Here is a 25,714-nt window from a genome sequence, read left to right as displayed (position 1 = left end):
TACAAGTACATCTTAGTGTAGACTTATACTTGGCGGTAATCTTTACACTTGAAATATAATTATTTCAAGATAGAGCAGTTATTCACAGGTTACTGCGATATTCTTAAATGAATGTTAAATAAAAATAAGAAAAATATAGGGTTAAAAAAGGGAAACGTATAAAGACGTTGAATATTTTTCTTATAAATAGTAAAGTTGCGATTGTTGTTCCATATATTGAGTTGTATGGTATAAATAAAGAAGGAGGTGCCAAAGAATGAACAGCAATGAAATATATGTTAGTCTTGACATCGGTACATCCAATGTTAAAGTCATCATTGGTGAAATGGTTAATGATAGCTTAAACATTATTGGTGTTGGAAACGTAAAATCAAATGGTTTGAAGAAGGGATCGATAGTTGATATAGATGAAACTGTTCGATCAATTAAAAAAGCAATTGAACAGGCTGAGCGCATGGTGGGTATCCACATTGAGCAAGTTGTAGTAGGTGTCAATGCAAACCAGGTACAGTTGCTCCCGTGTCACGGAGTAGTTGCTGTTTCAAATGAAGATCGTGAAATCGGGAATGAAGATGTCTTACGCGTTCTAGATGCAGCGCAAGTTGTGTCAATTGCTCCTGAACGTGAATTTATTGATGTGGTACCTCGACAGTTCATTGTAGACGGTCTTGACGAGATTAACGATCCACGCGGGATGATCGGTGTAAGATTAGAAATGGAAGGTACACTTATTACAGGCTCGAGAACTTTACTACATAACCTACTTCGTTGTGTAGAAAAAGCAGGTCTTGAAATTGTTGATATTTGTCTGCAACCTTTAGCAGCAGCGACAGTTGCGTTATCTTCGGATGAAAGACATAGAGGGGTAGCCCTTGTTGATATGGGTGGAGGATCTACAACCTTATCTATTTTTAAAGATGGAGAGTTGCAAGCAACGAGCGTATTGCCATTAGGTGGAGATCATATAACGAAGGATATAGCAATTGGGCTGAAAACTTCAACAGAAAATGCAGATCAAATTAAGCTGAAATATGGACATGCTTTTTATGATACAGCATCTGAAGAAGAGATGTTTACGGTTCCTATTATGGGAAGCGATCAAACAGAACAATATTCTCAGTTGGAATTATCGGATATAATAGAGGCTCGTGTAGAGGAAATTTTAATGTTTGTTCAAGATGAAGTGCGTAAGTTAGGAGTAAAGCAAGTAGCTTCTGGATATGTACTAACTGGTGGGATAGCTTCTATGCCAGGTATTCTTGATCTTGCATACGATATTTTACATGAAAATGTTCGTATAGCAACTCCTGATTATATTGGTGTTCGTGAGCCCCAATATACAAGTGGAGTTGGATTAATTAAACATTCTTATCAAAAAGCTAAATTACGTGGGAAAAATGTGCAGGAAAAGCAAGAACATTTTGAACCAGTACCAGCACCAATGCCGGTACAACAGCAACCTGCGAAACAGAAAAATCGTAATCAAAATAATACTAATCAAAATGATGACCGCATGATGTCAAAAGTAAAACGTGTATTCCGTTATTTATGGGATTAAAATTGGACACGAAAAATGAGGTTCTAGGGGGATTTCGACATGTTAGAGTTTGATACTACTCAAGATCAATTAGCAAATATAAAAGTTATCGGTGTCGGCGGTGGCGGAAACAATGCTGTAAACCGTATGATTGAACATGGTGTACAAGGTGTAGACTTTATCGCTGTGAATACTGATGCACAAGCATTAAATCTATCAAAAGCTGAAACGAAAATGCAAATTGGTGGAAAATTAACGCGTGGACTTGGTGCAGGCGCAAACCCTGAAGTAGGGAAAAAAGCTGCAGAAGAAAGTAAAGAACAGATTCAGGAAGCACTTCGTGGTGCGGATATGGTCTTCGTAACTGCTGGTATGGGCGGCGGAACTGGAACTGGTGCAGCTCCAGTTGTTGCTCAAGTTGCAAAAGAACTAGGTGCGTTAACAGTTGGTGTTGTAACACGCCCATTTACATTTGAAGGACGTAAACGTGCAACTCAAGCTGCATCTGGTATTGCTTCATTTAAAGAAAATGTAGATACACTTATTGTAATTCCAAATGATCGCTTATTAGAGATTGTTGATAAAAATACGCCAATGTTAGAAGCGTTCCGTGAAGCTGATAACGTATTACGTCAAGGTGTTCAAGGTATTTCTGATTTAATTGCTACACCAGGTCTAATTAACTTAGACTTTGCAGACGTAAAAACAATTATGTCTAATAGAGGTTCTGCTTTAATGGGTATCGGTTCTGGTAATGGTGAAAATCGTGCTGCTGAAGCTGCGAAAAAAGCGATTTCTAGTCCATTACTAGAAACATCTATTGATGGAGCTCAAGGTGTTATTATGAACATTACGGGCGGCGCAAACTTAAGTTTATATGAAGTACAAGAAGCAGCAGACATTGTAGCTTCAGCTTCGGATCCAGAAGTAAATATGATCTTCGGTTCTGTTATTAACGAAGGATTAAAAGATGATATCGTTGTCACTGTAATTGCAACTGGTTTTGATGATAGTGCTTCGACGCAACCACCAAAACCAATTATCCGTCCGACTGCGAATCATTCACAACAGCAACAACAACAACCAGTAGCTCAACCTTCAAAACAACGTGAAGTTAAGCGTGAAATGAAACGTGAAGAGCCGGTTATGCATGATCGTCATACAGATTCAGATGACATCGATATTCCAGCATTCTTACGTAACCGTCGTAGACGATAAAAGAAAAGGAGCTTTCATGCTCCTTTTTTTTGTTGTCTAAATGGAAAAGATCTGCTAAGCAGATCTTTTTTTATTATTTTGCATATGGAGAGTCCAGTCCTATTTTGGAGCTATAAGCTGTGATAAATAAAGTGAAACTTTAATTAGTAGGGATTGTTCATCCAAAATGATTGTTAGCCCGACCCCCGCTTAATTTCTGTACTTTTTTGTAGCTGAATTTTGAGGCAGGGGTGTTACTGCCCGCAAATAGAAAAATTAGCTTTGTATATATATAATTCAATTATTATGTATACAAGTAAGAGATTTATATTATTCTATGAAAAATACACTTTTATTTTTTACCGACAGATTATGTCTAGAAATCACAAAATAACAAAAAAAACCCTCCACCAATTGACACACTTTCCTATTGGATATGCATTATACTAGTCTCAACTTAAAAAAAGAGGTGAATTGTTTGGTTGTTTACGCCGACATTGTTTGGTTGTTAAACGCCTGCATTGATTTTCTTTTACTTTTATTAACAGCCACCGTGTTAAAAAAGAGAATCAAAAGATGGAGGCTTGTGTTAGGGGCATTTATAGGTTCAACTATTGTTATTTTCGCCTTTACGCCTTTTGCTTCTATGATGACACATCCAATTATGAAACTATTGTACTCGTTACTTATTGTGTATACAGCATTTGGATTTTCAACATTTAGAAATTATGCACAAACTGTTTTTACTTTCTATTTTGTAACCTTTATGGTTGGTGGAGGATTAATTGGAACGCATTACTTTTTACAAACGAACGAAATGGTAAATGGGTTAGTTCAATCTAAATCAGTTTCTTACGGTGATCCAATTAGTTGGTTGTTTGTTATTTTTGGTTTTCCAGTAATTTATTATTTTTCTAAAAAGCGTATAGAAAGCGTAGAGGTCACAAAGATACACTATGATCAAATCGTGAAAGTGAAAATTCAATTAGCTGGAGAGGAACTAGAACTAGCAGGTCTAATTGATAGTGGGAACCAACTTTATGACCCGTTAACAAAAACACCCGTTATGATTATGCATATTTCATCATTAGAACATTGTTTGCCAGCTTGGTTAACAGAACAAATTTATTCCAAAACAGAAATTCCTCAAATACCAGAAAATGATTCTGGGTGGGCGACGAAACTACGTTTAATTCCTTTCCGAGCAGTAGGAGTAGAGAATCAATTTTTATGGGCAATTAAGCCAGATTGTGTGCAAGTTTATCATGAAGGTTTGGTTGTTGTAAACAAAGTACTGATTGGATTAAATACACAACAATTATCTACCAATGGAGAGTATCAATGCATTGTACATCCGAAAATGTTGATTTCGCAAAAGATGGTAATTGCTTAATTATGAGAGGCGGGATAATATGGTGAAATTTAAATTTTATTTGGTATACCTTTGGTATAAAGTATTGCTGAAATTAGGAATTAAGACCGATGAAATTTATTATATTGGCGGAAGTGAAGCGTTGCCACCGCCGTTAACGAAAGACGAAGAGGCAGTTCTTTTGAATAAATTACCAAATGGAGATCAAGCTGCCAGATCGATGCTTATTGAACGTAATCTACGGCTTGTTGTATATATAGCAAGAAAATTTGAAAATACAGGGATAAATATTGAGGATTTGATTAGTATAGGAACAATTGGTCTTATTAAGGCAGTGAATACATTTAATCCAGAAAAGAAAATTAAATTAGCAACATATGCATCTCGTTGTATAGAAAATGAAATTTTAATGCATTTGCGTCGAAATAATAAAAATCGTTCGGAAGTTTCTTTTGATGAACCACTTAACATTGATTGGGACGGAAATGAACTGTTATTATCAGATGTGTTAGGTACAGATGATGACATTATTACAAAAGATTTAGAAGCTACTGTAGATCGTCATCTTTTAATGAAAGCATTGCATCAATTAAATGATCGTGAAAAACAAATTATGGAGCTTCGGTTTGGACTCGCTGGTGGCGAAGAGAAGACACAAAAAGATGTGGCTGATATGCTTGGAATTTCACAGTCGTATATTTCTCGTTTGGAAAAAAGAATTATAAAAAGATTACGAAAAGAATTTAATAAAATGGTGTGAAGAATAAGACCAGTCGGTATCTAGACTGGTCTTATTTTCTTTTTGTGCATTAGGAAATATGATGTTTGTGAAAAACGATGGGAAAACCGTATGCATAAAATCCCCTTCAAAGGAAATACTTTACACTGTACAGCAACTCCCGATAGGAGGGAACACTTTGACGAGAAACAAAGTAGAAATTTGCGGTGTTGATACAGCTAAACTTCCAGTACTAAAAAATGAAGAGATGCGTAAATTATTTCGTGAAATGCAAAGTGGAGAGATAAGCGCCAGAGAGAAATTAGTGAATGGAAACTTACGTCTTGTACTGAGCGTCATCCAAAGATTTAATAACAGAGGAGAATATGTTGATGATTTATTTCAAGTTGGTTGCATTGGACTTATGAAATCCATTGATAACTTTGATTTAGGCCAAAATGTAAAATTTTCAACGTATGCTGTGCCGATGATTATTGGGGAAATACGCAGATATTTGCGTGATAACAATCCAATTCGCGTATCTCGCTCATTACGAGATATTGCGTATAAAGCGTTGCAAGTAAGAGAAAAATTGATTGCTGAAAATTCCAAAGAACCAACAGCAATGGATATTGCCAAAGTTCTTGAAGTGACACATGAAGAAATTGTCTTTGCGTTAGATGCTATTCAAGATCCAGTTTCATTATTTGAACCGATTTATAATGATGGAGGAGATCCTATCTTTGTTATGGATCAGTTAAGTGATGAAAAACAAAAGGACGAGCAGTGGGTTGAAGAACTAGCGTTGAAAGAAGGGATGAAGCGTTTGAATGATCGTGAGAAAATGATTATTCGAAAACGGTTCTTCCAAGGAAAGACACAGATGGAAGTTGCCGAAGAAATTGGGATTTCTCAAGCACAAGTATCACGTTTGGAGAAGTCTGCTATTAAGCAAATGAATAAGACGATTCAAGGATAAGGTCCTCACCAGTTATGGTGAGGCCTTTTTTATATATAATATTTTGCTCTCATAGTAGAGTGGGTAGGTTCATATAATGAAAATGAAATGGATGTTCTATTAGTAGCGGTTATATACTGTTTACCCGCTTCAAAATTCGGCTGAAGTAAGAAGTTAGATGGAAGCGGAGCTACCCGAAAAAGTCCGATTAGCATGGGCTAATAATCAGTAGGGATGGGAAAAATCCCACTGATTAAGGCTTCACTTTATTTGAGAGCGTACTTATGATTCATGATATAAGGGAGAGGATGAATATGATACGAATTTCGGAGTTTCAAATGAAGGATGTTGTAAATATTTTAGATGGAAAAAGGCTTGGAAATATTGGAGATATTGATTTTGATATAGACACAGGTAAGATTAGGACAGTTATTATTTCCAAGCAGACACGTATGCTAGGAATCTTTGGAAAGGAAGTAGAATTTGTGATTCCTTGGGAGCAAATTATGAAAATTGGGGAAGATGTCATACTTGTCAGAGTAGATAATATTAATTCTGTAACAGAATCAATACAAACACCGACAATTTCATAAAGAATATTACAAATTCCCCTTTTTTTTCAGTTGTCATTATGAAAAAATAAAAGTATGGTAAAATAGACAGGAAGTACCATGCTTTTTTCTGTTATTTTAATTAAAAGGAGCCGCTTTATGAGAGAACCATTTAAATATGTGGACGGTATACTGTATTTACAAGCGTGGAAAGAACTTGGAAACATTACTGTTGGATTTACGACAAAAGATGGTGGAGTAAGTACAGGCTCCTTTCATGCGATGAATTTAGGATTACATGTGAATGATATCGTGGAGAATGTTCATGAAAACAGACGCATTTTAGCGAATAAGTTACAAAAACCATTAGAAAAATGGATTTGCTCTGAACAAGTTCATGACCATCATGTTGAGAAAGTAGGACTGCAAGAAAAAGGGAAAGGCGTTTATTCATATGAAGACGGTATTCCAAAAACGGATGGCATTTATACGACTAACAAAGATGTTCTCTTAACATCTTGTTACGCTGATTGTGTTCCGCTCTATTTTTATGCACCATCACATGATATGATAGGACTTGCGCATGCTGGGTGGAAAGGGACTGTAACAGAGATTGCGAAAGAAATGATTCAAAAGTGGAATGCAGAAGGTGTTTCAAGTGATGAAATTCATGTCGCAATTGGTCCTGCAATCGGATCATGTTGTTATGTTGTTGATGATCGTGTATTAACAGCAGCACAGCAAGTAGTAAACGGATCTGTTCCCTATAAAGTAATTTCTGATGGTCAGTATGCAATTAATTTAAAAGAAGTTAATCGTATATTATGTGTACAAGCAGGCATAAAAGAAGAACATATTGTAATGTCATCTCTTTGTACAAGCTGTGAAGAACAATTATTTTTCTCTCATCGTCGTGATCAAGGTAAGACGGGGAGAATGTTGAGTTTCATAGGTTTTAAGGAGGAGTGAAGCAAGTGACAGTGCAAGGGAATTTAGCAGATGTAAACGAAGCAATTAAAGAATCTTGTGCACGAGCTGGACGTTCGACGAAAGATATTAAGCTCGTTGCAGTTACAAAAACTGTAGGAATTGAAAAAACAAGCGAAGTAATTGAAGCAGGAATTATTGACTTAGGTGAAAATAGAAATGAAGGTTTCTTACAAAAATACGAGCATTTCGGTTCAAAAGTGAATTGGCATTTTATTGGCTCATTACAAACGAGAAAAGTAAAAGAAATCATTAATGAGATTGATTATTTACATTCATTAGATCGTCTCTCACTTGCACAAGAAATTCAAAAACGTGCTGATAAGAAAGTTAAATGCTTTATTCAAGTGAAAACATCATCTGAAGAATCAAAGCAAGGATTGGCGATAGAAGAAACAATTTCTTTTATTCAAAGTTTGCAAGAATTGGATAAGATTGAAGTGGTAGGATTAATGACAATGGCTCCGTTTACAGGAGAAGAGGAAGAAATTCGTCGCTGCTTTAAGGAATTGCGCATGCTACAAACAGAGGTGCAGGAGCTAGAATTATTACATGCACCATGTAAAGAATTATCAATGGGAATGTCAAATGATTACACGATTGCAATTGAGGAAGGCGCTACATATATTCGTTTGGGAACGGTTTTAGTAGGAAAAGCGTAAGAGGAAGGAGAAAGTTATTATGAGTTGGTCAAAAGTAAAATACTTCTTTTTTGACACACCGGAAGAAAAAGAAGCAGCTCAATATAGTTATGAAAAGGAGCAAACAGACATGAAAAAGCAACAAGATCCCCCAGAACAACAAGATGTTCCGTTTGCGAAAGTGCAACCGAAGCAAAATGTAGTGAGTATTGAAACAGCGAAGCAATCTTCAAAAGTTGTTTTACTAGAACCACGCACATATTCGGAAGCGCAAGGCATTTCGGATCACTTAAAAGGTAGACGAGCTGTTGTAATTAATTTGCAAAGAATGTCTACAGATCAAGCTGTACGTATCGTTGACTTTTTAAGTGGTACTGTATACGCTATAGGCGGGGATATTCAAAAAATAGGCCCGAAAACATTTATGTGTACACCTGAAAATGTTGATATCGTTGGTGCGATTTCAGAGTTATTCGGTGAAGAAGAAGAGACAAATATAAAGAGGTGGTAATACGCCATGACAACAGTTGTACAAGTATTGCAGTCTGCTATTCAAATTTATTCCTATGCGCTTATCATTTATATTCTTTTGTCTTGGTTCCCAGGTGCAAGAGAATCAAAATTTGGTGATTTTCTTGCACGCATTTGCGAACCTTATTTAGAGCCTTTTAGGAAATTTATTCCACCGCTTGGTATGATTGATATTTCTCCACTTGTTGCGATTTTCACATTGAATCTCGCTAGTAGAGGATTGACAAGTTTGTTTTTTTATTTTGTTTAGCGAAAGGCTACATACATGAGCATCTACGAGCATTTTAGACCTGATGAAGAGGTCTTTGTGGATAAAGTAATAGAGTGGAAACAGGCTGCTGAGTACCATCAAGTCAAGTTAACAGATTTTCTTGATCCAAGACAGCAACAAATTGTTTCTATGGTAATAGGGCAAGGAGATGTAGCTGTACGGTTTGATGGTGCGATGCCTGAAGCCGAACGAAAAAGAGCACTAATTTATCCAGATTATCTAGAATTAAATGAAGAGGAATTTCAAGTAGAAGTATTAGAAATTGACTATCCTTCCAAGTTTTTCACGCTAGAACATAGGCAAATATTAGGTGCATTCATGTCACTTGGTTTAACAAGGGAAAAATGTGGTGATATTTTGCTTCAAGAAGATCGTGCCCAAATTGCAGTTGCGAAAGAAGTTGTATCCTATATTGAAATGAACTTACAATCAATAGGGAAAATGAAAGTCACACTCTCTCCTATACAAGTAGAGAAAGTTTTGCGTGTAGGTGAAAAGTGGGGAGAAAAATCTGGAACAGTTTCGTCACTTCGTCTAGATGTTTTATTAGCTGAAATGCTGCATATATCTAGGCAGAAAGTACAGCCTCTTATAAAAGGTGGCCTAGTAAAAGTCAATTGGAAAACAGTAGAGCAAACTTCGTATGAATGTTTTCCGGGTGATGTTTTCTCGGTTAGAGGGTATGGACGAAGTAAATTATTTTCTGTAGAAGGTAAAACGAAGCGCGACAAATGGAGAGTTTTGTATGGTATACTAAAATGATTGGTTTTTTAGAAGGAAATTCTCTTATTTTGTCGAAGAAAAGATATAATTGAAAGAGGAAATTTAGATAACTACTTGGAGGTGGCGTTGTGCCGTTAACACCATTAGATATTCATAACAAAGAATTTGGTCGCGGATTCCGTGGCTACGATGAAGATCAAGTAAATGAATTTCTTGATCAAATCATCAAAGATTATGAATTAGTCATTCGTGAGAAAAAAGCTTTAGAAGAAAAGGTTGCACAATTAGAAGGAAAGTTAGATCATTTTTCTAATATTGAAGATACGCTTAACAAATCTATCATTGTCGCACAAGAAGCTGCTGAAGAAGTGAAACGTAATGCACAAAAAGAAGCAAAATTAATTGTACGTGAAGCAGAAAAAAATGCAGATCGTATCATTAATGAAGCATTAGTGAAATCAAGAAAAGTTGCATTTGATATTGAAGAGTTAAAGAAACAAGCGAAAGTATTCCGCACTCGTTTCCGTATGTTGTTAGAAACACAGCTTGAAATGTTAAGCAACGATGATTGGGACAAATTAATTGAGTTAGAAGACGAAGTGGACGAACTGTTGAAAAAAGAAGAAACAGTGTAAGCTTGACGTTTTTCTCATTATTACATATAATTTTAAACAGCATATTTATTAAGAAAAACGAAGATAGGGATAAGTACCTTTTTCATACCTTATATAGCGAACTGAGGATAGTGTAAGCTCAGGATAAGGAGATAATGGGAATATCACCCTGGAGTTCCGCGCTGAACAAATTTAGTAAGCGTAGGCGTATATTCGCGTTAAGAATATAAAGAGGACCTTATGCATTTGTATATGGTCTACTAGGGTGGTACCGCGGGAGACTTTCTCGTCCCTTTTTGGGATGAGAGGTCTCTTTTTTATTCCCTTTTTTAAGGTCTGTCGTTTATATATTTAAGGAGGAATTGAGCATGGAGTACAAAAATACATTACTAATGCCAAAAACAGAATTCCCGATGCGTGGGAATTTGCCGAAACGTGAGCCTGCAATGCAAGAAACATGGGCTGAAATGAATATTTATGAAAAGGTACAAGAACATACAAAAGGTCGTCCTTTATTTGTACTACATGATGGACCTCCATATGCAAATGGTGACATCCATATGGGACACGCACTAAATAAAGTGTTAAAAGACTTTATTGTTCGTTTTAAATCAATGACAGGATACTGTGCACCATATGTGCCAGGTTGGGATACGCACGGTTTACCAATTGAACAAGCTTTAACGAATAAAGGTGTAAAGCGTAAAGAAATGACAGTTGCTGAGTTCCGTAAATTATGCGCAGAGTATGCATATGAGCAAGTAGAACGTCAACGTGAACAATTTAAGCGTTTAGGTGTACGTGCAGATTGGGATAATCCATATATTACTTTAGAGCCAGCTTATGAAGCACAACAAATTAAAGTGTTTGGTGACATGGCGAAAAAAGGTTATATCTATAAAGGACAGAAACCAGTTTACTGGTCTCCAACGAGTGAATCAGCTTTAGCAGAAGCTGAAATTGAATACCAAGATAAAAAATCAGCATCTATTTACGTAGCATTCCCTGTAAAAGACGGAAAGAACGTATTAGAAGGTGATGAGAAGTTCATTATTTGGACAACAACACCTTGGACGTTACCTGCTAACTTAGGTATTTCTGTTCATCCAGAACTTGAATATGCTATTGTGAACGTAAATGATGAGAAATATATTATTGCTTCTGAACTATTTGAGACAGTTGAAAAAACGTTAGAATGGGAAAATGCTGAAGTTGTGAAAACGGTAAAAGGTAGCGAACTTGAGTATACAGTTGCAAAACACCCATTCTACGATCGTGACTCATTAGTTATGCTAGGGGAGCACGTTACAACAGATGCTGGTACAGGTTGTGTTCATACAGCACCAGGACACGGGGAAGACGATTTCCTTGTTGGTAAGAAATATGGTTTAGAAGTTCTTTGTCCAGTTGATGACAAAGGTGTGTTAACAAATGAAGCACCTGGATTTGAAGGTCTATTCTATGATAAAGCTAATAAACCAATTACGGAAAAATTAGAAGAGGTAGGCGCGTTACTAAAATTAACATTTATTACGCATTCATACCCACATGATTGGAGAACGAAAAAACCAATTATTTTCCGTGCAACAGCACAGTGGTTTGCATCTATTGAAGCGTTCCGTAAAGAATTATTACAAGCTGTTGAAGAAACGAAATGGGTGCCAGCATGGGGTGAGACTCGTCTTCATAATATGGTTCGTGACCGTGGTGATTGGTGTATTTCTCGTCAACGTGCATGGGGTGTACCAATTCCAGTATTTTATGCGGAAAATGGAGACCCAATTATTACAGATGAAACAATTAGCAATGTAGCAGATTTATTCCGTGAACACGGTTCTAACGTATGGTTCGAGCGTGAAGCGAAAGATCTATTACCAGAAGGATTTACACATCCAGGTAGCCCAAATGGTGAATTCCGTAAAGAAACAGACATTATGGATGTATGGTTTGATTCAGGTTCTTCTCACCAAGCGGTATTAGAAGAGCGTGATGATTTACAACGTCCAGCAGATTTATATTTAGAAGGATCTGACCAATATCGTGGTTGGTTTAACTCTTCATTATCAACAGCAGTTGCTGTAACAGGTAAAGCACCGTATAAAGGTGTTCTAAGCCACGGTTTCGTACTAGATGGTGACGGACGTAAAATGAGTAAGTCGATTGGAAACATCGTCGTACCGAAGAAAATTATGGATCAATTAGGCGGAGATATTTTACGCTTATGGGTTTCTTCTGTTGACTATCAATCTGATGTACGTATTTCAGATGATATTTTAAAACAAGTAGCAGAAGTATATCGTAAAATCCGTAATACATTCCGTTTCTTATTAGGAAACTTAGATGACTTTAATCCAGGTGAAAATAAAGTGGCGGCAGCTGAGCTTCGTGAAGTGGACCGTTACATGTTAGTAAAATTAAATGACTTAATTACAAAAGTGAAAGAAGCCTATGAAGCATATGACTTTGCAGCAGTATATCATGCAATCCATAACTTCTGTACAATTGATTTAAGTTCATTCTATTTAGACTTTGCGAAAGACATTTTATATATTGAAGGTGCAAATCACCAAGATCGCCGCGCAATTCAAACAGTATTATATGATGTTCTTGTTGCATTAACAAAACTTGTAACACCAATCTTACCTCATACAGCTGATGAAGTATGGCCTTATGTTCCTGGTGCAGAAGAAGAGAGCGTACAGTTAACTAATATGCCAGAAGTTGTAGAAGTAGATGGTGCTGAAGCGTTAAAAACAAAATGGGATGCATTTATGACGTTACGTGATGACGTATTAAAAGCGTTAGAAGTCGCTCGTAATGAAAAAGTAATTGGTAAGTCATTAAATGCAAGTATTACACTATATCCGACTGCAGAAATGAAAGCTATGTTAGAGTCTATTAGTGAAGACTTAAAGCAACTATTTATCGTTTCTGAGTATAAACTTGGTGGTATGATAGAAGAAGCGCCAGCAGATGCGCCTAAGTATGAGCATACAGCGGTTGTTGTAGCTCAGGCAACGGGTGACACATGTGAACGTTGTTGGGTTGTTTCAGAAACAATTGGCAAAGATGCGGAACATGAAACATTGTGTGAGCGCTGTGCAACAGTTGTTAAAGAAAACTACGTAAAATAATGAAAAAACTGACTGCTCATAAGAGTAGTCAGTTTTTTGTTGATGATATATCGAAATAACTTTCACTCTCTTTCCTATGAAGGAAAAATGTGTGTGAGGTAAGCGTGGAAATTTCGGACACACTAATTGTACATTGCAGCTGGGAGGAATGTACACGTGAATGAAATTTATATGGAAATAAAAGAAGAATTGCAATTGATGAGAAAAGAGTTGCAAGATAGACTGGCGAAAGAAGTAATGCACACATACTATATGGAATTTGGGCAAGAACTTGGATACGAAATAAAGGAAGAGACAAAGAAAAAATTGCTATTACATGATATAAAAGAGGATTTAAAAGATGTAGAACGTGCATTGTTTAAAATGGAAATAGATATGTACGGTATTTGTGAAGAAACTGGAAGAGCGATTTCTACAAAACAAATGAAAACAATGCCGACTGCTCGTACTATTCATGAATTTTTCTATGAAAAGGTAAATGTATGAATACGCACAACGATATTATGTTACCTTTTTTTAATTTATTTTATTCTTCTATAAAGGTTCATTGTGAAAAGGCAGCAGCTATGCTAAAATTTTGAGGTACACTGTCTTTATGGGGGAAATGAAAATGATATATTATGTAATAGCGTTATTTGTCATTGCCATCGATCAAATATCGAAATGGCTAATTGTAAAGAACATGGAATTGGGTACGAGCATTCCGATTATCGATAATGTATTATACATAACATCACATCGAAATAGAGGAGCTGCCTGGGGTATTTTAGAAAATAAAATGTGGTTTTTCTACATTATTACAGTCATTTTCGTAGCATTTATCGTATTTTATATGAAAAAATATGCGAAAACGGACAAGCTTCTAGGTATTTCATTAGGCCTAATTTTAGGCGGAGCAATTGGCAATTTTATTGATCGTGTATTTAGACAAGAAGTAGTGGATTTCATTCACGTGTATATTTTCTCGTACAACTATCCAGTATTCAATATAGCTGACTCAGCATTATGTATTGGAGTTGTATTAATTATTATTCAAACAGTATTAGAAGGAAAGAAAACGAAGGAGTAATTGAATGAGTGAAGTAGTACAAGTAACAGTTGCAGAAGAACAAAAAGGCGAGCGAATTGATAAATTCGTTGCAGAAATAAACAGTGAATGGTCACGTTCACAAGTGCAGCAATGGATTAAAGATGCTGTTGTGACAGTAAATGGGAAATCAGTTAAAGGGAATTATAAAGTAAAGGGAAATGATGAAATTACAGTAACAATTCCCGAGCCAGAAGAGTTAGATATTCAACCGGAAGATATGAATTTAGAAGTTTATTATGAAGATGCCGATGTACTAGTTGTAAATAAGCCGCGTGGCATGGTAGTACATCCAGCACCAGGGCATACGAAGGGTACGCTTGTAAACGGACTTATGCATCATTGTACAGACCTATCAGGTATTAACGGTGTAATGCGTCCTGGTATAGTACACCGTATTGATAAGGATACATCTGGATTATTAATGGTTGCTAAAAATGATATGGCGCACGAATCACTTGTAAATCAACTTGTAGCCAAAACGGTAACGAGACGTTATAAAGCGATTGTACATGGTGTAATTCCACATGATAAAGGAACAATTGATGCTCCAATTGGTCGTGATAAAAAAGAACGTCAAAGTATGACCGTTGATGAAAATGGTAAGAATGCAGTTACACATTTCCAAGTGTTAGAGCGATTTAAGGATTTCACACTTGTAGAATGTCGTTTAGAAACGGGACGTACACATCAAATTCGTGTTCATATGAAATATATTGGTTATCCACTTGCAGGGGATCCAAAGTATGGTCCGAAGAAAACATTAGACATGAATGGACAAGCACTTCATGCAGGGATTTTAGGTTTCGATCACCCTCGTACGGATGAATATATTGAGTTTGAGGCACCGATTCCAGAAGTGTTTGAAGAAGCGCTAAATATTTTACGGAAATAGTATTGACAAATCATAAGAAAACTGAGATACTGACAACAGTTAAATAATGATCCTTTAACACAGCCCCGTGAGGTTGAGAAGGTAACGGTTTGAAATACTTAGGGTATGCTGTACCCTTTTTTCAAAAGTCCTCTCGCACACGCTGAGAGGACTTTTTTTATACCATTACTCTCACGCAAGAAAAAACTTGGAGGTGTAGAGCATGCAAGAGAAAGCTGTCGTTTTAGATGACCAAATGATTCGCCGCGCTTTAACACGAATTAGTCATGAAATCGTGGAACGAAATAAAGGTGTCGATAATTGTGTTCTTGTCGGAATAAAAACACGTGGAATTTTTATTGCACAACGTTTGGCAGAACGAATTGGTCAAATTGAAGGAAAAGAGATGGAAGTAGGAGAGTTAGATATTACGTTATATCGTGATGATTTAACACTACAATCGAAACATAAAGAACCACTTGTAAAAGGTTCTGATATTCCTGTAGATATTACGAAGAAAAAAGTTATCCTTGTGGATGATGTGTTATATACAGGAAGAACAGTTCGAGCAGCAATGGATGCTCTTATGGATTTAGGTAGACCATCACAAATCCAATTGGCTGTTCTTGTTGATAGAGGTCATCGAGAATTACCAATTCGCGCTGATTATGTAGGAAAGAACATTCCAACATCTAGTGAAGAGCGTATCGAAGTTGATTTGCAAGAGACAGATCAACAAGATCGAGTAAGCATATACGATAAGTAAAGCCCTTTTAAATGTAGTCCTGTGAGGCTGCCAAAGGGTCTTGGCTTTCATGTGTCAAATTTGGCATACGAAAGTGTAGGACTCTTTGTGCACAGGCACAAAGAGTTTTTTTATTGCAAAAATTAAAACTGAAGGAGGATGTAACAATGGAGCAAAAGCCAGTGTTAGACATTCATGAAGTACCGAAACCGGGAAAATGGTTATTATTAAGTATACAACATTTGTTCGCGATGTTTGGATCAACAGTGCTTGTTCCGTTTTTAACAGGACTGAATCCATCAGTAGCTTTAATATCAAGTGGATTAGGAACGCTAGCGTTTCTTCTAATAACGAAAGGTCAAGTACCAGCATATTTAGGATCATCATTTGCCTTTATTGCACCAATTATTACGGCAAAAACAGCAGGTGGACCTGGAGCAGCAATGCTTGGAGGAATGCTTGCGGGACTTGTGTACATCTTAATCTCACTCGGAATTAAGAAATCTGGGTCAGAGTGGATTATGAAATTACTTCCTCCAATCGTAGTTGGACCAGTCGTAATGGTAATCGGTCTATCTTTAGCGCATACAGCAGTGAACATGGCGATGAACGGTGCTGATGGTAAGTATAGCATTACACACTTTTCAGTAGCATTAGTAACATTAGCAATTACAATCATTTGCTCCATATTCGGGAGAGGGTTTTTCAGTATCATACCAGTGCTACTTGGAATCATCGGTGGGTATATATTCGCTTACTTCCAAGGGCTAGTAGATTTAAAGCCAGTAGCTGAGGCGAAATGGTTTGTCATACCAGACTTCACAGTACCGTTTGTAACATATACTCCGGAGTTTTCCTGGAAAATTGTACTCTTAATGGTACCAGTTGCACTTGTAACAATTTCAGAACATATCGGACATCAAATTGTACTTGGAAATGTTATTAAAAGAGATTTAATTGAAAAACCAGGTTTACATCGTTCAATCTTCGGTGATGGGGTAGCAACATTGATCGCATCACTAATAGGAGGACCACCGAATACAACGTACGGTGAAAACATCGGTGTGCTAGCAATTACGAGAGCATACAGTGTATACTTATTCATCGGTTCAGCAGTGTTCGCAATCATGTTTGGATTTATCGGGAAGATTTCAGCACTGATTCATTCGATTCCAACACCGGTTATGGGTGGTGTATCAATCCTACTCTTCGGTGTAATCGCATCAAGTGGTTTACGTATGATGGTAGACGATAAAACAGACTTAGGCGACAAACGAAACTTAATGATTGCATCAGTTATACTAGTAATCGGTATTGGCGGGGCGGTACTACACGTAGGTGAATCGTTCCAAGTAGAAGGAATGGCACTAGCAGCAATTGTAGGTGTACTATTAAATCTACTACTACCAGAGACAAAACAAACAAACAAAACAAAACAATCTAAGCAGATTGCTTCATAAAAATAACCTTTTAATTCAGTCCTGTGAGATAGAAAAGGGTGGCTACTTTAACGCACCCTAGTCTCAAAAGGCTAGGGTATTTTTATACAGTTATTGTTATAAAAATTCAATGGTGTTATCATAAAAAACAGAAAGATGAGGGATGACGATGAGCCATTTGTTAACGATGAGTGAATTATCGGAACAAGAAATTTCAGAAATCCTAAAAGACGCAGAAGATTTCGCGAATGGAAAAGAGAGCAAAACGACAGAGCAAACATTTGTTGCGAACTTGTTCTTTGAGAATAGTACGAGGACGAGATTTAGCTTTGAAGTTGCTGAGAAGAGATTAGGACTTGAAGTATTAGACTTTTCCGCAGATGCATCTAGCGTACAAAAAGGAGAAACTTTATACGATACGATAAGAACACTAGAATCAATCGGAACAAAAGCGGTAGTCATCCGCCATGAGCAAGATCGTTACTTCGATGAATTAAAAAATCAGGTGAATATCCCAATCTTGAACGCTGGAGATGGATGTGGAAATCATCCAACGCAATGTCTACTCGATCTTCTAACAATTAAACAAGAGTTTGGAAGATTTGAAGGTTTGAAGATTGCAATAGTTGGGGATGTTCGTCATAGCCGAGTAGCACGTTCTAATGCAGAAGCATTAACGAAACTGGGCGCGACAATTTACTTTGCAAGCCCAGAAGAGTGGAAAGATGAAGAGAACACATTTGGAACGTACAAGAGTTTAGATGAACTTGTTCCAGAAGTGGATGTGATGATGTTACTTCGTGTACAACATGAGCGTCATGATCATTATGAAACAGACATTATGAAAGAGTATCACGATCAACATGGGTTAACAGTTGAAAGAGAAAAACGTATGAAAGAAGGAAGCATTATTATGCATCCAGCCCCTGTAAACCGTGATGTTGAAATTGCGAGTGAACTTGTCGAGTGTGAACGCTCACGCATATTTAAGCAAATGGAAAACGGGGTCTACGTAAGAATGGCTGTACTAAAACGCGCATTACCAAATGTATTAGGAGGAATGAAACATGAATTATTTGTTTAAAAACGGTCGTTATATGAATGAAGAAGGAAAAATTGTAGCAACAGATCTTCTCGTACAAGACGGTAAAATTGCGAAGGTAGCAGAAAATATTACGGCAGATAATGCTGAAGTAATCGATGTAAATGGAAAGTTAATCGCACCTGGATTAGTAGATGTACACGTTCATCTTCGTGAACCAGGTGGTGAACATAAAGAAACAATTGAAACAGGAACACTTGCAGCAGCAAAAGGTGGATTTACTACAATTTGCGCAATGCCAAACACACGCCCAGTACCAGATTGTAAAGAACATATGGAAGACCTGCAAAAGCGTATTAAAGAAAAAGCACATGTAAATGTATTACCATATGGAGCCATTACAGTACGTCAAGCAGGTTCTGAAATGACTGAGTTTGAAACATTAAAAGAACTTGGAGCGTTTGCTTTCACTGATGATGGCGTAGGTGTGCAAGATGCAAGCATGATGTTAGCTGCAATGAAGCGTGCAGCGAAATTAAATATGGCAGTTGTTGCACACTGTGAAGAGAACACACTTATTAATAAAGGATGTGTACATGAAGGGAAGTTTTCTGAGAAACACGGATTAAACGGTATCCCATCAGTATGTGAATCCGTACATATTGCCCGGGACATCTTACTTGCGGAAGCTGCAAATTGTCACTATCACGTATGTCACGTAAGTACAAAAGGATCTGTACGTGTAATCCGTGACGCGAAACGTGCTGGAATTAAGGTGACAGCAGAAGTAACACCGCATCACTTAGTATTATGTGAAGATGATATCCCATCGGCTGATCCTAACTTTAAAATGAATCCACCGCTTCGAGGAAAAGAAGATCATGCAGCGTTAATTGAAGGACTATTAGATGGAACAATTGATATGATCGCAACTGACCATGCACCGCATACTGCAGAAGAGAAAGCGCAAGGGATTGAAAGAGCGCCGTTCGGAATTACTGGTTTTGAAACAGCATTCCCGCTTTTATATACGAACCTTGTGAAAAAAGAAATCATTACATTAGAGCAACTAATTCAATTCTTAACAGAAAAACCAGCTGACACATTCGGTTTAGAAGCAGGGCGCCTAACAGAAGGTAGAACAGCGGATATTACAATTATCGATTTAGAACAAGAAGAAGAAATTGATCCAACAACATTCTTATCAAAAGGAAAAAATACACCATTCGCAGGTTGGAAATGCCAAGGTTGGCCGGTTATGACAATCGTTGGTGGTAAGATCGCATGGCAAAAGGAGAGTGCATTAGTATGAAAAGACAACTTATCTTAGAAGATGGAACGGTATTAATTGGAAAAGGTTTCGGAGGAGAAATCGAAAAGTCAGGTGAGGTTGTATTTACAACTGGGATGACTGGATATCAAGAAACTTTATCTGATCCATCATACTGCGGTCAAATCGTAACATTTACGTATCCATTAATCGGAAACTACGGCATTAACCGTGATGATTTTGAATCAATTCACCCATCTGTAAATGGTTTAATCGTAAACGAAATTTGTGATCACCCATCAAATTTCCGTAATGAAATTTCGTTAAATGATTACTTGAAAGAAAGAAATATCCCAGGATTAGCAGGAATTGATACGAGAAAATTAACAAGAAAAATTCGTGAATATGGAACTTTACGCGGACGTCTTTGCAATATGGATGTGGATGTAGAGGACATCGTTAGCCAATTGAAAGCAACTGTCTTTACAGATCATGTGAAACGCGTATCAACAAAAGACCCATACCCAAGTCCAGGCCGTGGTCATCGCGTTGTACTTGTAGACTTCGGAATGAAACATGGTATTTTACGAGAATTAAATAAGCGTGACTGTGATGTAATTGTTGTACCTTACAATACAACAGCAGAAGAAATTTTACGTCTTAGCCCAGATGGAATTATGTTAAGTAATGGACCTGGGGACCCAAAAGATGTACCAGAAGCAATTGAAATGTTAAAAGACATTATTGGTAAAGTTCCTTTATTCGGGATTTGCCTAGGACATCAATTGTTCGCGCTAGCATCTGGTGCGAATACAAGTAAGTTAAAATTCGGTCACCGTGGTTTAAATCATCCAGTAAAAAATCTTGCAACTGGAAAAGTAGCAATTACATCTCAAAACCATGGTTACGCAGTAGAAGAGGAATCAGTTGGAAATACAGAACTTGAAATTACACATGTTGCTTTAAATGATGGAACAGTAGAAGGTCTTCGTCATACGAAATTCCCAGCATTTACAGTGCAATACCATCCAGAAGCTTCTGCAGGACCAGAAGATGCAAATGATTTATTCGAAGATTTCTTAGCAATGATTGAAAACTTCAAGAAAGAAGGGGAAGAGTTATGCCAAAACGCCTAGACATTAACACAATTTTAGTAATCGGATCAGGACCAATTGTAATTGGGCAAGCAGCAGAGTTTGATTACTCTGGTACACAAGCTTGTCAATCTCTTAGAGAAGAAGGTTACAAAGTAATCCTTGTTAACTCTAACCCAGCAACAATTATGACAGATACTGCAACAGCAGATAAAGTATATATAGAACCATTAACACTAGAATTCGTAAGCCGTATTATTCGTAAAGAACGTCCAGATGCACTCCTACCAACATTAGGTGGTCAAACAGGCCTGAATATGGCTGTTGAACTTGCGAAATCAGGCATACTTGAAGAGTGCGGAGTTGAAATTTTAGGAACAAAATTATCAGCAATCGAGCAAGCCGAGGATCGTGACTTATTCCGTACATTAATGCAGGAATTAAATGAACCAATTCCATCTAGTACTATTATTCATACGCTGGAAGAAGCACATGAATTTGTAAAAGAAATTGGTTATCCAGTTATTGTTCGCCCAGCATTTACAATGGGGGGAACAGGTGGCGGAATCTGTAATAATGAAGAGGAACTAATTGAAATCGTATCAGGTGGATTAAAACATAGTCCAGTAACACAATGTTTATTAGAAAAGAGTATTGCTGGTTGTAAGGAAATTGAATATGAAGTAATGCGTGATTCGAATGATAACGCGATTGTAGTATGTAACATGGAAAATATCGATCCGGTTGGGGTTCACACAGGTGATTCTATCGTTGTAGCACCGAGCCAAACATTAAGTGACCGTGAGTATCAAATGTTACGAAACACTTCATTACGAATTATTCGCGCATTAGGAATTGAAGGTGGATGTAACGTTCAGCTTGCACTTGATCCACATAGCTTCCAATACTATGTAATCGAAGTAAACCCGCGTGTGAGTCGTTCGTCTGCACTAGCATCTAAAGCAACTGGATATCCAATTGCGAAGCTAGCGGCGAAAATTGCAGTCGGTTTAACATTAGATGAAATTGTAAACCCAGTAACACAAAAAACATACGCTTGCTTCGAGCCAGCATTAGACTATGTTGTTTCAAAAATTCCACGTTGGCCATTTGATAAGTTTGAATCAGCAAACAGAACACTTGGTACACAAATGAAGGCAACTGGTGAAGTTATGTCAATCGGACGTAACTTAGAACAATCATTATTAAAAGCGATCCGTTCTTTAGAGCTTGGCGTTTATCACCTAGAGTTAGACCACTTAAAAGAGCTTGATAAAGAAACGATGAAAAAGCGTATTATAAAAGCTGATGACGAGCGTCTGTTCGTTGTAGCAGAAGCGATCCGTCAAGGTGTAACGAAAGAAGAAATCAACGAATGGTGTGAAATGGACTTCTTCTTCTTACAAAAAGTTGAAAATATCGTAAACATGGAACGCGAAGTAAAAGCGAATGTAGGAAATATGGAAGTGTTACAATCTGCGAAAGAAATGGGCTTCAGTGACCATTACATCGCCAATGCTTGGAACAAAACAGAGCGTGAAATTTACGATATGCGTAAAGAAAGCAATATGACTCCTGTTTATAAGATGGTAGATACTTGTGCGGCAGAGTTTGAATCTGCAACACCATACTACTACAGCACATATGGTGACGAGAATGAATCGATTGTAACAGATCGTAAGAGTGTAGTTGTACTAGGATCTGGTCCAATCCGTATTGGTCAAGGTGTTGAGTTTGATTATGCAACAGTTCACTCTGTATGGGCAATAAAAGAAGCTGGATATGAGGCAATCATTGTTAATAACAACCCTGAAACAGTTTCAACAGACTTCAGTATTTCTGACAAATTATACTTTGAACCATTAACAATCGAAGATGTAATGCACATTATCGATTTAGAAAAGCCAGAAGGTGTTATCGTCCAATTCGGTGGACAAACGGCAATTAACTTAGCAGCTAAATTAGAAGCACACGGTGTGAAAATCTTAGGAACATCACTTGAAGATTTAGACCGTGCAGAAGATCGTGATAAGTTTGAAGCAGCTTTAACAAAGCTTGGTATCCCGCAACCAGTTGGTAAAACAGCAACGACTGTAGAGCAAGCAGTAGCGATCGCTGACAAAATTGGTTACCCAGTATTAGTAAGACCATCTTACGTACTAGGTGGACGTGCGATGGAAATCGTATATCGTCAAGAAGAATTACTGCACTACATGAAAAATGCGGTTAAAGTTCACGCAGATCACCCAGTATTAATCGACCGTTATATGGTTGGTAAAGAAATTGAAGTAGATGCAATTTCAGACGGTGAGAATGTATTCATTCCAGGTATTATGGAACATATCGAACGCGCTGGAGTTCACTCTGGGGATTCAATTGGAGTATATCCACCACAGAGCTTATCTGAAAAACTAAAAGAACAAATTATTGAACATACAATTGCGCTTGGAAAAGGTTTAAACATTGTTGGATTACTAAACATTCAGTTTGTAGTATTCAAAGATGAAGTGTATGTAATTGAAGTAAATCCACGTGCGAGCCGTACAGTACCATTCTTAAGTAAAATTACAGGCGTACCGATGGCAAATATCGCAACGAAAGTTATTTTAGGTCAAAACCTTGTAGAACAAGGATATGGAACTGGCTATCACCCAGAAGAGAAGGAAGTGTATGTAAAAGCACCGGTATTCTCATTTGCGAAACTACGCTCAGTTGATACAACATTAGGGCCTGAAATGAAATCAACAGGGGAAGTAATGGGTAAAGATTTAACGCTTGAAAAAGCATTATATAAAGGACTTGTTGCTTCAGGAATTAACATTCCAACGCACGGATCAGTAATTATCACTGTAGCGGATAAAGATAAAGAAGAAGCGCTGGAAATTGCAAAACGCTTCCATGAAATCGGCTATAACTTATTAGCAACAGCAGGAACAGCACAATCCCTAACAGAACAAAACATTCCGGTGCAAGTTGTAAACAAAATTGATTCTGAAGACTACAACTTACTTGATATTATCCGTCAAGGGAAAGCGCAGTTTGTAATCAATACATTAACAAAAGGAAAACAACCAGCGCGTGATGGTTTCCGCATTCGCCGTGAATCAGTAGAAAATGGTGTGGCTTGCTTAACATCACTTGATACAACGAGAGCAATCTTGAGAGTATTAGAATCTATGACATTCTCAGCTCATTCAATGAAAGAAATTACGCAAACGAAGCGTCACGAGGTGGTACATGCATGATGCAAAAGCAAAATATGATCGTCGTTAACCAAAAAGAAATCGCAAAAAACATTTACGAATTAGTGCTTCAAGGGGATCTAGTGCAGCAAATGAAGGATCCAGGGCAGTTTGTACACATTAAGGTAGCAGAGGGCATTACGCCCCTTCTGCGCCGCCCAATTAGTATTTGTAATGTTGATCAAGACAAGAACGAATTTACAATGCTATATCGTGCGGAAGGACAAGGAACAAAAACATTAGCGAAAAGAAAACAAGGTGAACTTGTAGATGTGTTAGGACCACTTGGTCATGGATTTCCTGTAGAAGAAGCGCAATCTGGACAAACGGCTCTATTAGTTGGTGGGGGGATTGGTGTACCACCACTATATGAATTGTCACAGCGTCTTGTAGCAAAAGGAGTACGCGTTATTCACATCTTAGGTTTCCAAACGAAAGATGTTGTCTTCTATGAAGAGAAATTCGCAGAGCTTGGTGATACGTATGTTGCAACAGTTGATGGTACACATGGTACAAAAGGGTTTGTAACAGATGTAATTGATAGCTATGGAATTGACTTTGACATTCTCTACTCATGTGGACCTTTAGCGATGCTTCGTGCATTAGAAGGACGCTATAAGGAGAGAAAAGCCTACATTTCATTAGAAGAACGTATGGGCTGTGGCATCGGAGCATGTTTCGCATGTGTATGCCATTTACAAGCAGATCCGAGTGGACATTCTTACAAGAAGGTGTGTAGCGACGGACCAGTATTTCCAATCGGGGAGGTTGTACTATGAACAGATTGCAAGTTGAATTACCAGGGTTATCATTAAAAAATCCAATCATCCCAGCATCTGGTTGCTTCGGATTTGGTCGTGAGTATGCACAGTTCTATGATTTAAGTGTACTTGGATCAATTATGATTAAAGCGACAACAGAACAACCTCGTTATGGAAACCCAACGCCTCGTGTTGCTGAAACACCAGGCGGAATGCTAAATGCAATCGGGCTTCAAAATCCTGGATTAGAAAAGGTAATGAATTCTGAATTACCTTTTCTCGAGCAATTTGATCTTCCGATTATTGCAAACGTTGCGGGTTCACAAGCTGAGGATTACGTAGCGGTTGCGAAGGCAATTTCAAAGGCACCTAATGTTCATGCGCTAGAATTAAATATTTCTTGTCCAAACGTAAAAACGGGTGGTATCGCTTTTGGTACAAATCCTGAAATTGCTGCTGATTTAACGAAGCGAGTAAAAGAGGTTTCTGAAGTACCGGTATATGTGAAATTGTCACCGAACGTGGCAAACATTGTGGAAATTGCAAAAGCAATTGAAAATGCGGGTGCGGACGGTTTAACGATGATTAATACATTGCTTGGTATGCGTCTAGATTTAAAAACTGCAAAACCAATTTTAGCAAACCGTACGGGCGGACTATCAGGGCCTGCGATTAAGCCAGTAGCAATTCGTATGGTACATGAAGTAAGTCAAGCGGTTAACATTCCGATTATCGGAATGGGTGGTATTGAAACAGCGGAAGATGTAATTGAATTCTTCTATGCTGGCGCAAGCGCGGTTGCAGTTGGAACGGCGAACTTTATCGATCCGTTCGTATGTCCGACAATTATTGAAGAATTACCAGCATTACTAGATGAATTAGGATTTGATCACATTTCGGAATGTCGAGGAAGGAGCTGGAAGTAA

General features: G+C 37.5%; 24 protein-coding genes and 1 other annotated feature. All 24 genes read left to right on the top strand.

The features are described 5' to 3' along the window. Positions 1-256 precede the first annotated feature (256 nt). The 24 genes from ftsA (at position 257) to pyrD (ending at position 25,714) form a co-directional block, all read left to right on the top strand. The gene (gene ftsA / locus JTF23_RS05385) at positions 257-1,558 is read left to right on the top strand and encodes a cell division protein FtsA (RefSeq protein WP_078172914.1); all 1,302 of its coding nucleotides are present in this window, start codon (positions 257-259) and stop codon (positions 1,556-1,558) included. Between the two features lie 39 nt (positions 1,559-1,597). Beyond that, a complete protein-coding gene (gene ftsZ, locus JTF23_RS05380) occupies positions 1,598-2,755 on the top strand; it encodes a cell division protein FtsZ (RefSeq protein WP_002160704.1) in 1,158 nt (385 codons plus the stop codon). Positions 2,756-3,212: 457 nt separating this feature from the next. Beyond that, positions 3,213-4,127: a sigma-E processing peptidase SpoIIGA gene (spoIIGA, locus tag JTF23_RS05375; RefSeq protein WP_002111432.1), complete on the top strand. Its 915-nt coding sequence runs from the start codon at positions 3,213-3,215 to the stop codon at positions 4,125-4,127. 19 nt (positions 4,128-4,146) lie between these two features. Then, positions 4,147-4,866 (top strand): RNA polymerase sporulation sigma factor SigE, encoded by a 720-nt coding sequence (sigE, locus tag JTF23_RS05370; protein ID WP_002111431.1) that lies wholly within the window; start codon positions 4,147-4,149, stop codon positions 4,864-4,866. A 157-nt stretch (positions 4,867-5,023) separates the two neighbouring features. Further along, on the top strand, positions 5,024-5,803 hold the full coding sequence (gene sigG, locus JTF23_RS05365) for an RNA polymerase sporulation sigma factor SigG (RefSeq protein ID WP_000197755.1): 780 nt from the start codon (positions 5,024-5,026) through the stop codon (positions 5,801-5,803). Between the two features lie 293 nt (positions 5,804-6,096). Next, positions 6,097-6,375: a YlmC/YmxH family sporulation protein gene (locus JTF23_RS05360; RefSeq protein ID WP_204208248.1), complete on the top strand. Its 279-nt coding sequence runs from the start codon at positions 6,097-6,099 to the stop codon at positions 6,373-6,375. A 117-nt stretch (positions 6,376-6,492) separates the two neighbouring features. Next, positions 6,493-7,302 (top strand): peptidoglycan editing factor PgeF, encoded by an 810-nt coding sequence (pgeF, locus tag JTF23_RS05355; protein ID WP_002111428.1) that lies wholly within the window; start codon positions 6,493-6,495, stop codon positions 7,300-7,302. Between the two features lie 5 nt (positions 7,303-7,307). After that, complete coding sequence (locus JTF23_RS05350; RefSeq protein WP_016106024.1) at positions 7,308-7,982, top strand: YggS family pyridoxal phosphate-dependent enzyme; 675 nt, start codon at positions 7,308-7,310, stop codon at positions 7,980-7,982. A 19-nt stretch (positions 7,983-8,001) separates the two neighbouring features. Next, positions 8,002-8,472, top strand: coding sequence for a cell division protein SepF (locus tag JTF23_RS05345; RefSeq protein ID WP_002014721.1), 471 nt, complete (start codon positions 8,002-8,004; stop codon positions 8,470-8,472). A 6-nt stretch (positions 8,473-8,478) separates the two neighbouring features. Beyond that, on the top strand, positions 8,479-8,742 hold the full coding sequence (locus JTF23_RS05340; RefSeq protein WP_002111425.1) for a YggT family protein: 264 nt from the start codon (positions 8,479-8,481) through the stop codon (positions 8,740-8,742). A 15-nt stretch (positions 8,743-8,757) separates the two neighbouring features. Continuing rightward, positions 8,758-9,525: a YlmH family RNA-binding protein gene (locus tag JTF23_RS05335; RefSeq protein WP_002111424.1), complete on the top strand. Its 768-nt coding sequence runs from the start codon at positions 8,758-8,760 to the stop codon at positions 9,523-9,525. Positions 9,526-9,614: 89 nt separating this feature from the next. After that, positions 9,615-10,121 (top strand): septum site-determining protein DivIVA, encoded by a 507-nt coding sequence (gene divIVA / locus JTF23_RS05330; protein ID WP_002088249.1) that lies wholly within the window; start codon positions 9,615-9,617, stop codon positions 10,119-10,121. Positions 10,122-10,172: 51 nt separating this feature from the next. Next, positions 10,173-10,397: a binding site (T-box leader), on the top strand. Between the two features lie 71 nt (positions 10,398-10,468). Beyond that, positions 10,469-13,234 (top strand): isoleucine--tRNA ligase, encoded by a 2,766-nt coding sequence (gene ileS2 / locus JTF23_RS05325; protein WP_204208247.1) that lies wholly within the window; start codon positions 10,469-10,471, stop codon positions 13,232-13,234. A gap of 156 nt (positions 13,235-13,390) precedes the next feature. Then, entirely contained in the window at positions 13,391-13,720 is a 330-nt protein-coding gene (locus JTF23_RS05320; protein WP_002014715.1) for a TraR/DksA C4-type zinc finger protein, read from the top strand. 124 nt (positions 13,721-13,844) lie between these two features. After that, positions 13,845-14,303, top strand: a complete 459-nt coding sequence (lspA, locus tag JTF23_RS05315) for a lipoprotein signal peptidase LspA (protein ID WP_002088246.1) — start codon at positions 13,845-13,847, stop codon at positions 14,301-14,303. 4 nt (positions 14,304-14,307) lie between these two features. Further along, entirely contained in the window at positions 14,308-15,216 is a 909-nt protein-coding gene (locus JTF23_RS05310) for an RluA family pseudouridine synthase (RefSeq protein ID WP_078172917.1), read from the top strand. A 202-nt stretch (positions 15,217-15,418) separates the two neighbouring features. Beyond that, positions 15,419-15,961: a bifunctional pyrimidine operon transcriptional regulator/uracil phosphoribosyltransferase gene (pyrR, locus tag JTF23_RS05305; RefSeq protein WP_001156489.1), complete on the top strand. Its 543-nt coding sequence runs from the start codon at positions 15,419-15,421 to the stop codon at positions 15,959-15,961. Positions 15,962-16,107: 146 nt separating this feature from the next. After that, on the top strand, positions 16,108-17,400 hold the full coding sequence (uraA, locus tag JTF23_RS05300) for a uracil permease (RefSeq protein WP_002111419.1): 1,293 nt from the start codon (positions 16,108-16,110) through the stop codon (positions 17,398-17,400). A 148-nt stretch (positions 17,401-17,548) separates the two neighbouring features. Then, on the top strand, positions 17,549-18,463 hold the full coding sequence (gene pyrB / locus JTF23_RS05295; RefSeq protein ID WP_204208246.1) for an aspartate carbamoyltransferase catalytic subunit: 915 nt from the start codon (positions 17,549-17,551) through the stop codon (positions 18,461-18,463). Beyond that, positions 18,447-19,733 (top strand): dihydroorotase, encoded by a 1,287-nt coding sequence (pyrC, locus tag JTF23_RS05290; protein WP_204208245.1) that lies wholly within the window; start codon positions 18,447-18,449, stop codon positions 19,731-19,733. Before pyrB ends, pyrC begins: the two co-directional genes overlap by 17 nt. After that, entirely contained in the window at positions 19,730-20,827 is a 1,098-nt protein-coding gene (locus JTF23_RS05285; RefSeq protein ID WP_016106020.1) for a carbamoyl phosphate synthase small subunit, read from the top strand. Before pyrC ends, JTF23_RS05285 begins: the two co-directional genes overlap by 4 nt. Continuing rightward, complete coding sequence (gene carB, locus JTF23_RS05280; RefSeq protein ID WP_002146052.1) at positions 20,812-24,030, top strand: carbamoyl-phosphate synthase large subunit; 3,219 nt, start codon at positions 20,812-20,814, stop codon at positions 24,028-24,030. Before JTF23_RS05285 ends, carB begins: the two co-directional genes overlap by 16 nt. Beyond that, positions 24,027-24,806 (top strand): dihydroorotate oxidase B electron transfer subunit, encoded by a 780-nt coding sequence (gene pyrK, locus JTF23_RS05275; protein WP_002160712.1) that lies wholly within the window; start codon positions 24,027-24,029, stop codon positions 24,804-24,806. Before carB ends, pyrK begins: the two co-directional genes overlap by 4 nt. After that, a complete protein-coding gene (gene pyrD / locus JTF23_RS05270) occupies positions 24,803-25,714 on the top strand; it encodes a dihydroorotate oxidase B catalytic subunit (RefSeq protein ID WP_016106019.1) in 912 nt (303 codons plus the stop codon). The genes pyrK and pyrD overlap by 4 nt, the downstream gene beginning before the upstream one ends.

Origin of the sequence: Bacillus sp. RIT 809 (assembly GCF_016892495.1) — a bacterium.
Lineage (GTDB): Bacteria > Bacillota > Bacilli > Bacillales > Bacillaceae_G > Bacillus_A > Bacillus_A cereus_U.
The sequence above is the reverse complement of the archived record's forward strand: the minus strand, read 5'-3'. Positions and strand labels throughout refer to the sequence as shown.